The sequence below is a fragment of the Streptomyces neyagawaensis genome (assembly GCF_023516595.1).
Taxonomy (GTDB): Bacteria; Actinomycetota; Actinomycetes; order Streptomycetales; family Streptomycetaceae; genus Streptomyces; species Streptomyces neyagawaensis.
In genome coordinates, this window is record NZ_JAMGBG010000146.1 from 48,031 (window position 1) to 59,954 (window position 11,924).

Sequence of the window (11,924 nt, forward strand, 5' to 3'; positions counted from 1 at the left end):
AACACGCGGCAACCTGTGCCTTTCTAGATCGTAGGCAGACGGGCGCCGGGCTGCATCTCGTCACCGACGTGGCGACGAACCCGTCGGCGGGCTGTCCTACCGCTTCAGGTTCGGCCGCCGGGCAGAGCCCGCGTAGCCGTAGGGGTTGAGCTGCTGGAACCGCCAGGCGTCCCGGCACATGTCGGCGAGGTCCCGGCTGGGGCGCCAGCCCCAGGCGCGCGTCACGGCGGTCGCGTCGGCGACGAGTTCGGCCACGTCGCCGGGGCGGCGGGCCGTGACCTCGTACGGAATGGGCCTGCCGCACGCCTCGGAGAACGTGGCGACGACGTCGAGGACCGAGCTGCCCATGCCGACGCCCAGGTTGTACACATACATGCCTGGTCCGTCGGCGAGGTGGTCGAGCGCGACGCGGTGGGCCTCGACGGTGTCCACGACGTGGAGGTAGTCGCGGATCGCGGTCCCGTCGGGCGTGGGGTAGTCGGCGCCGAACACGCGGACCCGCTCCCGTCGGCCGATGGCCACCTGGGCCACGTACGGCATCAGGTTCTCGGGGGTGCGGCAGGGGTCCTCGCCGAGCAGCCCGCTGGGGTGGGCGCCGGCCGGGTTGAAGTACCGCAGGCACAGCACGGTGTATTCGGGGCACCGGCGGCAGACGTCGGCGAGGATCTGTTCGCAGGTCCACTTGGACGCCGCGTAGGGATTGGTGGGCCGGGCCGGGGTGGCCTCGTCCAGCAGTCCGGATCCGGCGTCGCCGTAGATCGAGCAGGAGGACGAGAACACGAGCTGGTGCACACCGTGCTCATGCATGACCCGGAGCAGGGCGGTCGTGCCGCCGACGTTGGTGTCGTAGTACTCGACGGGCATCCGTGTCGACTCGCCCACTGCCTTGCGCGCGGCAAAGTGCACGACGGCGTCCACTGAGTGGCGGTCGAAGACGGCCGAGAGAGCGTGTCGATCACGGATGTCCAGCTCATAGATGGCACCGACGAAACGGCCGGCGATCCGTTCGACGCGGGTGAGGACCTGCGGGGTGCTGTTGGAGTAGTTGTCCACCACGATCAGCTCGTAGCCGTGGTCGAGGAGTTCGACGCAGGCGTGACTGCCGATGAAGCCGGCTCCGCCGGTGACGAGGACCGTGGATGGTGCGCTCATGGGCGTGGCTTCTTCGTGCGCGTGGCGTCGGTCCGAGTTCACCGCACCTCACCGGCCCGTGTCGGCGGCGTAGCCGGGGGGAAGCACGGCAGACCGGTGAGCACCGCGATCGAGAGGAGCATCAGTCCGGTGACGGGCGGGCGGGGGAGCGGCGCGAAGGGCGTCGGACGGACGGCGGGGACCGGGTACGGACGCCCGAGGACAGGGTTGCTGGTGGTGATCCGGACGACGTCGGGGCCCGAGATCCGAGCAGGCCGACGCTCCACCCCGGGAAGATCCGCCGAAGTCGGTTCCTTACGCGTCATGGCGCGTCGCTCCTGAGTGCGTGACAGGCGAGCGACACCGTATGTTTACGGCGTATATGTACGACTCTCCGCCTCTTGCGTCCGGGCGTCAAGGGCTGTGAGGGCAAGTCATTACCGGGAGAGGGCGCGGAGGCGGTCCCGTCGCTCGTGTGCGGGTGTGTAGTCGACCCCGGTGCGGAGCGCGGACGCGGGCGGGGGCGGTGTGTCTTGGTTGCTTCATCCGTGCATTCCCGCTCGGTGCCCCCGCTCGTGATCAGCGGCTCCGCCGCGACGTCACGGCGTGCGCCCCCGCGATGTGGTCCGTCAGCGCGAGGGAGGCGCTCGCCCGTCGGTAGGAGAGCTGGCCGACCCGGACGTAGAGGCAGTCGATGAGCATCAGCACCGAGTAGGTGGGCGCCGACGCTGCTCGTGCGGAAGCTGGTCTCCGAGGAGGACGAGATCAGGGGTACGTCGGCCGCGCGGGCCGGCGGCGAGCGCGGGTCGGCGGTCAGTGCGACGGTGGTGGCGCCGCGCTCCCTCGCCGGCTCGAACGGCTCGATCGTCTCGCGGGTGGCGCCGGAGTGGGAGATGCCGATCGCCACGTCCGCGGGGGTGAGGAGCGCGGCGGGCGTGGTGGCCGCGTGCATCTCGGTCCAGCCGCGCACCGCGCAGCCGATGCGGAACAGCCGGGTCTCCGTCTCCTGGGCGACCGCTCCGCTGCCGCCGACGCCGTAGACGTCGACGCGGCGGGCGCGACGGCCTGCGCGGCCCGCTCGACGGCGTCCAGGTCGATGCGGTCGATGGTCTGCTGGATGGCGCGCAGATCGGCGGTGCCGACGACCTGGACGACCCGCTCCAGGCTGTCGTCGGGGGAGATGTCCGGCCCGATCTCGGCACCGCCCCACTCGGAGGACTCACCGCGGTCGCGCTCATGGGCCGGCTCGATCAGCAGGCGCTGGTAGGAGTCCTGGCCGATGGCCCGCCAGAACCGGGTGACGGTGGCCTGGGAGGTGCCGGTGCGGCGGCCCAGCTCCGCGGCCGAGCGGTGGGTGACGGCGGCCGGATCCTCCAGGATCAGCTCGCCGACCTTCCGCAGGGAGCCGGCCAGCCGGGGCAGCTCGGTGCGGATCAGGGTCGCGTGCCGCCGTCCGGGGTGAGCGCGAGCCCGGCCGGAACCCGGCCCACGGCGACCGTGCCGGTGACCTCGCCGCGCGCCACGTCGATCACACGGACGGAGTTCGACCCCTGATCGGCGGCGTACGCGGTACGGCCGTCGGCGCTGACCACCACCTCGCCCGGGTTGGCCCCGACCTTGATCTCGGTGCTCGCGTCAATAGGGTGGACATGGTCCGGTGGCGTGCCCGATGATCTCCGGCATGATCCGGGCCGCCACTGTGAACGACGTCGCGGACATCCGCGCGATGATCCGCGAACTCGCCGCGTACGAACGGGCGGTGGAGCAGGCCCGGGCGACCGAGGCGCAGCTCCGCGAGGCCCTGTTCGGTGAACGTCCCGCCGCGTACGCCCTGATCGCGGAGGACGAGGACACCGGCGGGACCGTGGGCTACGCCCTGTGGTTCCCCCGATTCTCCACCTGGACCGGCACGCGGGGCATGCACCTGGAGGACCTGTACGTCCGGCCGACGGCACGGGGCGGCGGTTACGGCAAGGCCCTGCTCGCGTCGCTCGCCGCGATCTGCCGACGGGACGGCTTCGAGCGCTTCGAGTGGTGGGTCCTCGACTGGAACGAACCGGCGATCGGCTTCTACAAGTCGCTCGGCGCGGAACTGCTGGAGGAGTGGACGGTGTGCCGCCTGAGCGGCGCCCCCCTCGACGACCTCGCGGCACAGGCTCCCGGCGCCGCTCAGCCGTAGCGTGCGAAGAGGGCCTCCGGACAGGTCTCCAGACGCGTGAAGAGGACCGCGGGCGTCAGATCACGGCGGCCCACCTCCCGCCACGGAACGGCGAGCTTCTCCGCGTCCGGCGCGAAGCTCGGCGCGTCCAGCGGTCGCCCGTACAGGTGGGAGGCGGGGTCCCCGGCCAAGGCCGTCGGCGCCTTCGCGTCCACCGTCACCGCCACCGGTTTCCCCTCGTCCGACGGACGGTTCACAGGCCCAGGTCGTTCTCGTCGGCGTCCGCTGCTTCCCGCGGGGCTTGCACGGAGCGGAGCAGGTCGGGTGGGAGGTAGCCGGAGCGGATGTCCAGCTTCCAGCCGTGCACCTGGACGGCGAGGGCGGCCAGGGCGAGCGGGCCGAGTGGCAGCAGCGTCCTGGGGGCGGGGTCGGCACCCACCTCCTCGCGGTGTTCGTCGAGACGGTCCGCGAGTGCCTGCTCGAAGGCCGGCCGGTCGTCGTCGAGGAGGACGCGCAGCAGTCGCTGGTCCGGGGTCGGCGGGCCGTCGACCGCGTCCAACCGCCGGGCCGCGTCGGCGCGTTCCGCGGCATCCGGCTCGCACAGGGGCACGGTGGGCCAGTCGCGGGGGAGATGCCCCTCGGTGTGCGTGAGGTAGCCGCAGAGCGCGTCCATCGCCGCGAGGTCCGCGGGGTCCGACACCGACTTCAGCGGGGAGTACGGCACGCCGTTGCGGATCTCACCCGCGTAGTCGGTGCGCAGCAGCAGTCCGATCACGCGCCGCCACTCCCACACCAGCCCGCTCACCACGCACAGTTCGAACGTGTCGAGTCACGTCCTCGCCGTGGGCGCGCGGTCGACGAAGGCGCCGAACGCGACGTCGTCGCTGGTGAGCGTCTCCCCGACGAGCGGGAAGAAGATCTCCTGGTCGCCCTTCGGGAAGCACCCGATGGCGAGGATGCCGAGGGAGCACTCCGCGGCGGTCCGCAGCGCCGCACGCGACGACTCGTCCGGCGGCAGATCGGCGACGGCGCGGGCGGCGACGTGGTCGAGCAACTCGTCGCGCATCTCCAGCATCCGCGCCGGCGACGCCTCGTGGTAGCGCAGCAGTGCGCAGCGCCGCCTGGTCCGCCCGGCGATCTCGTCCAGTGCCCGGGCGACACCGTCCTCCTCGACCTCGTGGCATGACACTTCCCGCACGACTGCCGTCCCCCTTCGCGATCTTCGCGGCCGGACGGCACGCTATCAGCGGGTGCCGGCATCGACGGGGGCGCGGCAGGCGGGGACCGGGGTTCAGCCGGTCCCGTCCCCGGTGGGGGTCACCGTACGGCCGTCGGCGCCCTTGGCCGGGTCGTCGCTGTCACGCTGCATGGGGCCCCATTCGCCTTCCTGGCGGTCGACGGTCTCCTCGGCCTCCTTGATGAGTGCCTCGTCGATCCAGCCGACGGGGTCGATGTCACCGAGGAGAGGCTCGTTGTCGGGCCCCCGGCCCTTCACCCGGCCGCGGAGGATCCACGGGCGGACCCCCGGTCCCTTCTCACGCGGAAGGTGCGAGTAGTCGTACAGGCGGCGCGCCACCCACAGTTCGACCGGCCGGTCCTCCCACCAGGGCTCCAGGTCGAGCGGGTTGGCGGACAGCCCCGGCAGCCGTACCCCGGTGAGGCCGTCCCTGCTCGTGACGAGGTCGCGGTCCGCGTCGGGGCCGTGTGACCAGCGGACATGGAGACCGGAGGTGTGCCGGACCAGGTCCGCGAGCTCATCCAGGGTACGCAGGACGGGAAGTTCGTCTCGGGTGCTCATCGAGTCGTCGGGTTCGTCATGTCAGGGGCGGTCGTCGCCCACACCACTGTCGGTTTCGGTGTCGGCGTCCTCGGTCTCGTCGTCGCGTGCGCCTTCGGCCTGGGACGGCGTGGTGCGGGGCACCTGCTGGTCGGGGCTCGGTTCGCGGCCGGTGTCGATGTCGGTGTCCGGTTCCCCCTCTGCCTGGGACGGGGTCTGTTCGCTCATGACAGTGCTCCCTGGCCGTGCGGTTCGGCGGTGCGGAAGGTGGACGCGGCCTGCTCGCGGTGGAGTTCCTCCAGAGTGTGCAGCTGCCGGTGGCCGCGGCTCAGGAGATCGTCGAGCACGTCGGGGTCGAGGCGCTCGTCGGTCTCGGCGAGCTGGCGCAGGGCCTCCCAACACGCGATCTTGCCCGTGACCCCGACCCGCAGCATCTCCAGTTCGATCACGGTGCTGAGCGGGGAACGGCGCACCAGCCTGCCGTTCGCTTTCAGTCGTCCCAGCTTCTCGGCGGCCCAGCCCGCGCCGACCTTGTACCGGCGCGCGGGGATGTGCAACCGGTGCATCAGGTCCGTCAGGCTGCGCCGGTCCTTGGCGATCTCACCGGCGATCGCCTCCAGGGTCGGGCCGAGGTCGGTGCCCCGACAGGAGCGGGCCAGATAGCGGGCGCGATCGGTGCCCGCGGTGGCGCCGGCCAAGTGGTCGTTGAGGTAGACGGAGAGCAGTTGCGTGTCCGTCCGTCGGGCGGAGGTGGGGGCGGGGGCGGGGCTGTGCCGGGTCCCTGTCGCATGACTCATCGCGTTGCTCCTTCGCGGTCTCCACGTGGGCGGGGCGTGGTGGCGCGGTCGCGTTCCCCGGCACCTCGCGGGCCGCCGGGAACCGACGGCCCTCACCGGGTACCGACGGCCCCACCGGGTACCTCTGGCGGTCACCGTGAACACCTGTGCCTGTTTTGTTCCGGTTGTGGGTGGTGCACGCAGCGGGTACCCGATCACATCCGCCAAAACGCGCCGCCGCCCCGGGTGAAGTGGGCGATCGTCCGCTCCAGGCCCTCCTGCCACGGCACCCTCGGGTTCCAGCCGAACAGCTCACGCATCCACGTGGTGTCGGGCACCCGGCGCTCGGCCTCACCGGCGGGACGGTCGACGAAGCGCAGCGGCGAGTCGGAGCCCGTCAGGGCGAGCACCCGGCGGGCGAGTGCGGCGACGCTCGTCTCCTCGCCGCCGCCGACGTTGACCGGGCGCACCGAACGGCCCGCCGCCACCAGCAGCACACCCTCGACGATGTCGTCCACGAAGCACAGCGACCGCGTCTGGCGCCCGTCGCCCGCGACCGTCAGGGGCTCGCCGGCCAGGGCCTGCCGGATGAACGTGGACACCACCCGACCGCCGTCCGCCCGCATCCGGGGCCCGTAGGCGCTGAACACCCGTACGATCCCCGCGTCCGCTCGGCGCCCGCGTACGCGGTGACCAGCGCCTCGGAGAAGCGGTGGGCCTCCTCGTAGGCGCAGCGCGGGCCCACCGGGTCGACCTCGCCGACGTCGTCCCGCCGACGACCACCGCGGGCGCGGCCGTAGACGGCCGAGGACGACCCGAGGAGGAGCAGCGCGCCGTCCCGGCTGGCCACCGCCCCAGCGCGTTGCGGGTGCCGACGCTGCCCGCCTCCAGCGTCTCCAGGGGGAGACGGCGACGGTCGGCGGGCGCGGCGGGGCCGGCGAAGTGCAGGACCACGTCGTACGGGCCGTCGAGGAGGTCGGTGGGGCCGGGCGCTGTCGGGTCGGCGATGCCGTGGGCGACGAGGCGCAAGCCCGGCACCTCCCTCAGGTGGGCGATGTTGTCCGGCGAGCCCGTCGAGAGGTTGTCGACGCAGTCCACGGCGACACCCCGCTCCAGCAGTCGTTCGCACAGATGCGAGCCGAGGAATCCGGCGCCTCCGGTGACCAGGGCCCGCTCCCAGACGCGGGGCGCCGACGGGACGAACCTCACGGATGTCATGCGCACCGCCTTGAGGGGGCCTTCGAGGACCTGCTGGGACCTTCGCGGCCCGTTCGGATGGGGGTTCCGGTGGTCGACCGAGCCGGGGGCGCGCCGCTCCCGGCCGGGGCGCGCGACGGGCCACTCTCGGCCGGGGCGGGTGCTCCATTGCGGAAGTCCTGTGAGCAAGCCCACCTGGTGGGGCAAGGGCGCGTGAGGGAAGGGGAGTTGGGCCGGTGGTCGACGGGGCTCTCCGCCGTCACCAGGGGGCTCGTGCTTCCCGTCTGCCACGATGGGCGATGCCGTGCCCGGGACGGCCCACGCCGCACCTGATGTGGGACACCGACCCGTTGGGGCGGCCTCCGAGTGAGCCCCGGGCCGTGGATGTCGCTCGTCCGTAGACGGAACGCTCTCCGTCTCCCGGTACCGGAAGGCTCACTCGTCGTCATCGTCGGCCCTTCCCGTGCCCCTTGGGGGCGGTCCGTCAGGGCAGGGGGGTGCCGCCCGTGGCGTTCAGGATCTCCGCCGTGATGTAGCTCGCCCGGTCGGAGGCGAGGAACACATAGGCCGGTGCCATCTCGGCGGGCTGGGCCGGCCGTCCCAGCGGCGCCTGCTTGCCGAACTCCTCCGTGTCGGGCAGCGTCGCCGGGATCAGCGGTGTCCACACCGGGCCCGGCGCCACCGCGTTCACCCGGATCCCGCGCGGGGCGAGCATCTGCGCCAGCCCCTGGGTGAACGTGACGATGGCGCCCTTGGTCATCGCGTAGTCGAGGAGATGCGGACTCGGCTTGTACGCCTGCACCGAGGTGCTGTTGATGATCGACCCGCCCGCCGGGATGTGCGGCAACGCCAGCTTGCACAGCCAGAACATGCCGTACAGGTTGGTCCGTACGACCCGGTCGAACTGCTCGGTCGAGATGCCCTCGATGCCGTCGGACTGCGCCATCTGGTACGCGGCGTTGTTCACCAGCACGTCGATCCGGCCGAACTCCGCGACCGCCCGCTCGATCAGCTTCCGGCACTGCTCCTCGTCCCGGACGTCGCACGGCACGGCGATCGCCTTGCGCCCGGCGTCCTCGACGAGCCGGGCCGTCTCCCGTGCGTCGTCCGCCTCCTCCGGCAGATGCGTGAACAGCACGTCCGCGCCCTCCCGGGCGTACGCCAGGGCGACCGCCCTGCCGATCCCGGAGTCCCCGCCGGTCAGCACCACCGAGCGGTCCTCGAGCAGTCCGCTGCCCCGGTAGGACTCCTCCCCGTGGTCCGGAGGCGGGTCCATGGGGCCGGTCCAGCCCGGGTGCTCCTGGTCCTGCTGCGGAAAGGTTGGCCGGGGATGCCGCTCGACCGGGTTCCGCCGCTCCTCGTCGTTCATGAGCACAGGCCCTTCGTCGTCAAGTCGGTACGTGAACGGCGTCCTCACGGACCCCGCGCGCCCCGAGTGCCCGGACGCGCGGAGTCCATACGCGGGAGCCGGTCAGTCGCACCGGCCGCTCGGCCTGGCCCGGGTCACCACCTCGCTGGTGCCGGTGGTCGCGTCGAGCCACACCACGCGGGTGCCCGGCGCCGCCGCGGCCGAGAGCTGCTCGCCCCGGTTGCAGGAGACCCGGCCCCGACGGTCGCCGTCCGGGGTGAACTGCCAGAGCTTCGACAACGCCTCGTTGCGCAGTACGGTGTCCGGCTTCCTGGCGATCATCGTCACCGCTCCCTCGGAGGCCGTCACGTACGAGACATTGAGCGCCTGCGGACCCGTCTCCGGGCTGAGGTCGGTGACGTCCGAGCCGTCGAGTCCGGCGCGGCGCAGCGCCGTCGTCCCGTTCCCGTCGATCTCGTCGAGCAGCCAGTAGGCGCGCCCGCCCACGACGGCCGTCGGGCCCAGACTCGTGCCGGGCGCGGCGGTCTGGACGACGCTCTCCTCACCGGTCGCCAGGTCGATCACCCGGGTGCTGGACTCGTACACATGGGCCACGCGCCGCCAGTCCTGGTAGACCAGCTTGCCGTCGCTCACCGACGGCCAGGTGGCCCGGTGGTAGCTCCCCCCGCCGCGGGAGACCTTGTTCGCCGGGTCCTTCAGGCTGAGATGGGCGATGGCGGCACGCCCGCCGTGGTTGTTGTACGCGTACGCGACCACGTCACCGTCGACGTCCAGGGCGCGCCCGACGCTCCGATGGTGGGCGAGGACCTTCACCGGCCCGCCCGCGAGGGGCCGCGCGAGGATGTCGATGCCGTTCGATCCGTGGGCCTGCCACACCACGGTCTTACCGTCGGTGGCCGGATTGACGTGATAGCGGCCGTCGTTGGGGCTCATCAGCTTCAGCCGCCCGGTGCCGTCCGTGCGTCCGGCCCACACCGAGTACGGCTCCGAGCCGTCCTCGTTGGAGGAGGACGCCGTCCACCAGTCGCCGCCCGCGCCCAGCCGGGTGTCGGTGGTGTTGACGCGTTCGAGCAGCGTGTCGGAGTCGACGCCGAGGGCCAGCTCCCAGTTGGGCACGATGCCATGGGCGTTGAAGGCCCGTCGCACGGCCGTGAGGTCCTGCCCGGCGACGCCGAGGTCCTTCGCGGCGGCGATCACCGCGTCCCGGCCCTGGGTGAACCCGTCGAGCGGGGTGAGGTACTCGGTGAGCGCCCGGTACACGATCCGGTCCGCGAGCCGGGCCCCGAGGTCCTCGCGCACGTCCCACAACGCGCCGGAGAAGATGGTCGAGTTGAGGTGGACGCCCCCGCTGTCGGTGCCGAAGCCGACGCCGAGGAACGACTTGGCCGTGGTCCGCCCGTCGTTCAGGTCGCGGAACGCGCACTCGCCCGCCGGCCTGGCGCGACACAGCCGCTCACCGAGCAGACTCGCGGTGGGGTCGTCCATGGAGACGCCGTACACATCCGTCTCGATGGCGTTGCCGAAGTAGTCGGCGAGCGCCTCGTTCAGGGCGCCGGACTGGCCTGCGTAGACGAGATCGGCCGAGTGGTCGATGACACCGTGGGTCATCTCGTGGCCGACGACGTCCAGCCCGGCGGAGAGCGGGAGGTAGTCCGCGTCGCCGTTGCCGTAGACCATCTTCTGGCCGTCCCAGAAGGCGTTCACATAGGGCTGACCGCCGTCGGTGACGCCGACGAGCGAGTGGACGGACATGCCGCGTCCGTCGAGGCTGTCCCGGCCGTGCCGGTTCTTGAAGTAGTCGTAGACCTGCCCGGCGGCCCAGTGCGCGTCGACCGCGCCCGCCTCGGTGGCCTCGGAGCCGAAGGCCGGGGTCGGCGACGTGAACAGCGGCAGTTCCGGCGGCCACACACCGGCCACGTCCGTGACCCCGAGGCCCCTCGCGTCCCAGGTGCCGAGGAAGTCCCCGTTGTCGTTCTGGATCCGGGTGTGGTCGCGCAGGGCGTACGTGCCCTGGATCTCGTCCTGCCTGACCGGCAACTCGACGGACTTGCCGTCCAGTTTGACGCCGGAGCCCGTCGGATCGGCCGCCCGCGCGGCCCGGCCGGCCGCCTTCCCCGCTCCGGCCGTGCGGGGGGTGCCGAACGTCCTGATACCGCTGTACTGGAGCACCGGGTATCCGGCGTGCGCGTCGATGTACACCTCGCGCAGCACCGGCTCGCCGCCCGCCGGGCTCGTGCCCCGCACGGTGATGTGCCGGGTGAGCACACCCGCGCCGGCGGGCAGCACGACCAGACCGTGCGAGGTGCCCGTCAGCGGCGCCCTCTCCTGGTCGGCCTTGTCGAACGCGGTGAAGTCCTCGGCGTCGAGATCGGCCCGTACGGCGTCGACCGCCCGTTCGATGGCGAGCGCGTCGTCGACCTCGGCCGCGGTGTCGGTCCGTAGCCCCGTGAAGTACTTGCCCGAGGTTCCGGTGACGACCCTCCGGCCGTCGTCGCCCTTCTCCATGCGGACGATGTACTGGCCTCCGAGCACCGGCACACCGCGGTGCTCCTGCCGCAGCCGTACGGTCTCCCGGCCGCCGTCCGCCCTGATGGTCCCGGCCGGTTCCAGGTCCCGCACCGGGTTCGCGATGCGGTAGCGGTCCCGCTCGGCGGCGAGATACGCGCGCGCCGCGTCCGCCGCGCTGCCCGCCGCCGGGGCGCGCTCCCGGATGTCGTCCACCAGCGCCGGCGTCGCCGTCCGCTGCCCCGGCACCACCTCGCCCGGGGCGGGCGGCGGTGTGTCGCCCCCGGTCGCCGCGCCGGCGGGGACCGCCGACACGACGAGTGCGGCGACGCCCAACAGCGCCGCCGCACCCGACACCCCGCCCCGCCGACCTCTCGATAAGCCTGCTGATCTCCCGGAACGTGCTCTGTGCTGACGCACTGTCTCCCCCACGAAAGTCGGATCCCCGGCGGCGGTCGACCGCCGGCCAGGGGTCATGGAACAGGCGATGCGGCGTCCCATCAACGGGGCGGTGGTGTCGAAAGACGACTTCCGGCCCTTCGTGAACACGCCCGCCGACGCCATGGGCGGGCGGGGGCCCGGCGGACGGCCGGCGGGCCCCCGCCGAGCGGCGGCCATACGGTTCGAAACACGCCAATGCCGCCCCAGAGCCCCCACTGCCCACGCCGCCCCCGCGGGCCGCATCCGAGCCCTGTGTGACACGCCCATCACCCTGCGTCTATGTCTTCGTGCGCGGATTGTGTACACATCCCCTCCACCGCCTTCACGCCACACGCACTTTCGGCCGACGGCTCCCCGGCTCGCCGACGGAGGGGCAGACGGCCCGCTCGTCGTGTGCCTAGCCTCCCGGCCCATGCGATCACCACTGATGACACGTCTCGGCCTCGGCGCCGTCCTCGCCCTCGCCCTCGCCGTCTTCGGGATGGCGCCCACCGCGAGCGCCGACCCCGCGCCGGCCGCGCTGACCTTCGCCACCGACAGCGCCACCACCACGCCCGGCGGCACGGTGAA

The 11,924-nt window shown here is 72.4% G+C and carries 12 protein-coding genes and 2 pseudogenes; 1 reads left to right on the forward strand and 13 read right to left on the reverse strand.

Annotation, left to right across the window (positions count from 1 at the left end):
• Positions 1 to 96: 96 nt before the first annotated feature.
• The 4 genes and pseudogenes from galE to M8J73_RS38345 all read right to left on the reverse strand — a co-directional run bounded on the left by galE (position 97) and on the right by M8J73_RS38345 (position 2,726).
• Entirely contained in the window at positions 97 to 1,152 is a 1,056-nt protein-coding gene (galE, locus tag M8J73_RS38330) for a UDP-glucose 4-epimerase GalE (RefSeq protein ID WP_055536820.1), read from the reverse strand.
• A 38-nt stretch (positions 1,153 to 1,190) separates the two neighbouring features.
• Positions 1,191 to 1,457 (reverse strand): hypothetical protein, encoded by a 267-nt coding sequence (locus tag M8J73_RS38335; RefSeq protein ID WP_157873030.1) that lies wholly within the window; start codon positions 1,455 to 1,457, stop codon positions 1,191 to 1,193.
• A 253-nt stretch (positions 1,458 to 1,710) separates the two neighbouring features.
• Positions 1,711 to 2,568: pseudogene (locus M8J73_RS38340) on the reverse strand (MurR/RpiR family transcriptional regulator).
• Positions 2,565 to 2,726, reverse strand: a complete 162-nt coding sequence (locus M8J73_RS38345; protein WP_249829663.1) for a YncE family protein — start codon at positions 2,724 to 2,726, stop codon at positions 2,565 to 2,567. Before M8J73_RS38345 ends, M8J73_RS38340 begins: the two are co-directional and overlap by 4 nt.
• Before the next feature lie 86 nt (positions 2,727 to 2,812).
• Between M8J73_RS38345 and M8J73_RS38350 the strand changes: the two genes are divergently transcribed.
• Positions 2,813 to 3,310, forward strand: coding sequence for a GNAT family N-acetyltransferase (locus M8J73_RS38350; protein ID WP_249829664.1), 498 nt, complete (start codon positions 2,813 to 2,815; stop codon positions 3,308 to 3,310).
• On the opposite strand, the gene M8J73_RS38355 is transcribed toward M8J73_RS38350, so the two are convergent.
• The 9 genes and pseudogenes from M8J73_RS38355 to M8J73_RS38390 all read right to left on the reverse strand — a co-directional run bounded on the left by M8J73_RS38355 (position 3,301) and on the right by M8J73_RS38390 (position 11,390).
• Complete coding sequence (locus tag M8J73_RS38355; protein WP_372504086.1) at positions 3,301 to 3,546, reverse strand: hypothetical protein; 246 nt, start codon at positions 3,544 to 3,546, stop codon at positions 3,301 to 3,303. The genes M8J73_RS38350 and M8J73_RS38355 overlap by 10 nt on opposite strands.
• The gene (locus M8J73_RS45670; RefSeq protein ID WP_372504087.1) at positions 3,543 to 4,094 is read right to left on the reverse strand and encodes an immunity 49 family protein; all 552 of its coding nucleotides are present in this window, start codon (positions 4,092 to 4,094) and stop codon (positions 3,543 to 3,545) included. The genes M8J73_RS38355 and M8J73_RS45670 overlap by 4 nt, the downstream gene beginning before the upstream one ends.
• A gap of 24 nt (positions 4,095 to 4,118) precedes the next feature.
• Positions 4,119 to 4,487, reverse strand: a complete 369-nt coding sequence (locus M8J73_RS45675) for a hypothetical protein (protein WP_372504088.1) — start codon at positions 4,485 to 4,487, stop codon at positions 4,119 to 4,121.
• Positions 4,488 to 4,580: 93 nt separating this feature from the next.
• Entirely contained in the window at positions 4,581 to 5,087 is a 507-nt protein-coding gene (locus tag M8J73_RS38365; RefSeq protein WP_055542341.1) for a DUF6098 family protein, read from the reverse strand.
• 21 nt (positions 5,088 to 5,108) lie between these two features.
• Positions 5,109 to 5,294, reverse strand: coding sequence for a hypothetical protein (locus tag M8J73_RS38370; RefSeq protein WP_055542340.1), 186 nt, complete (start codon positions 5,292 to 5,294; stop codon positions 5,109 to 5,111).
• Positions 5,291 to 5,863 carry a hypothetical protein gene (locus M8J73_RS38375; protein WP_249829665.1) on the reverse strand — a complete coding sequence of 191 codons (573 nt, stop codon included), beginning with the start codon at positions 5,861 to 5,863 and terminating at the stop codon, positions 5,291 to 5,293. Before M8J73_RS38375 ends, M8J73_RS38370 begins: the two co-directional genes overlap by 4 nt.
• Positions 5,864 to 6,057: 194 nt before the next feature.
• Positions 6,058 to 7,060 (reverse strand): annotated as a pseudogene (locus M8J73_RS38380) (NAD-dependent epimerase/dehydratase family protein).
• Positions 7,061 to 7,523: 463 nt separating this feature from the next.
• The gene (locus tag M8J73_RS38385) at positions 7,524 to 8,408 is read right to left on the reverse strand and encodes an SDR family oxidoreductase (RefSeq protein WP_055540789.1); all 885 of its coding nucleotides are present in this window, start codon (positions 8,406 to 8,408) and stop codon (positions 7,524 to 7,526) included.
• Between the two features lie 102 nt (positions 8,409 to 8,510).
• Positions 8,511 to 11,390, reverse strand: coding sequence for a M4 family metallopeptidase (locus M8J73_RS38390; protein ID WP_206187948.1), 2,880 nt, complete (start codon positions 11,388 to 11,390; stop codon positions 8,511 to 8,513).
• Positions 11,391 to 11,924: the final 534 nt, after the last annotated feature.

Coding starts and splice junctions, on each gene's coding strand:
- M8J73_RS38365 (WP_055542341.1), bottom strand. CDS start 5,087: ATGAGCACCCGAGACGAACTTCCCGTCCTGCGTACCCTGGATGAGCTC.
- M8J73_RS38370 (WP_055542340.1), bottom strand. CDS start 5,294: ATGAGCGAACAGACCCCGTCCCAGGCAGAGGGGGAACCGGACACCGAC.
- M8J73_RS38375 (WP_249829665.1), bottom strand. CDS start 5,863: ATGAGTCATGCGACAGGGACCCGGCACAGCCCCGCCCCCGCCCCCACC.
- M8J73_RS38335 (WP_157873030.1), bottom strand. CDS start 1,457: ATGACGCGTAAGGAACCGACTTCGGCGGATCTTCCCGGGGTGGAGCGT.
- M8J73_RS38390 (WP_206187948.1), bottom strand. CDS start 11,390: ATGACCCCTGGCCGGCGGTCGACCGCCGCCGGGGATCCGACTTTCGTG.
- M8J73_RS38385 (WP_055540789.1), bottom strand. CDS start 8,408: ATGAACGACGAGGAGCGGCGGAACCCGGTCGAGCGGCATCCCCGGCCA.
- M8J73_RS38350 (WP_249829664.1), top strand. CDS start 2,813: ATGATCCGGGCCGCCACTGTGAACGACGTCGCGGACATCCGCGCGATG.
- galE (WP_055536820.1), bottom strand. CDS start 1,152: ATGAGCGCACCATCCACGGTCCTCGTCACCGGCGGAGCCGGCTTCATC.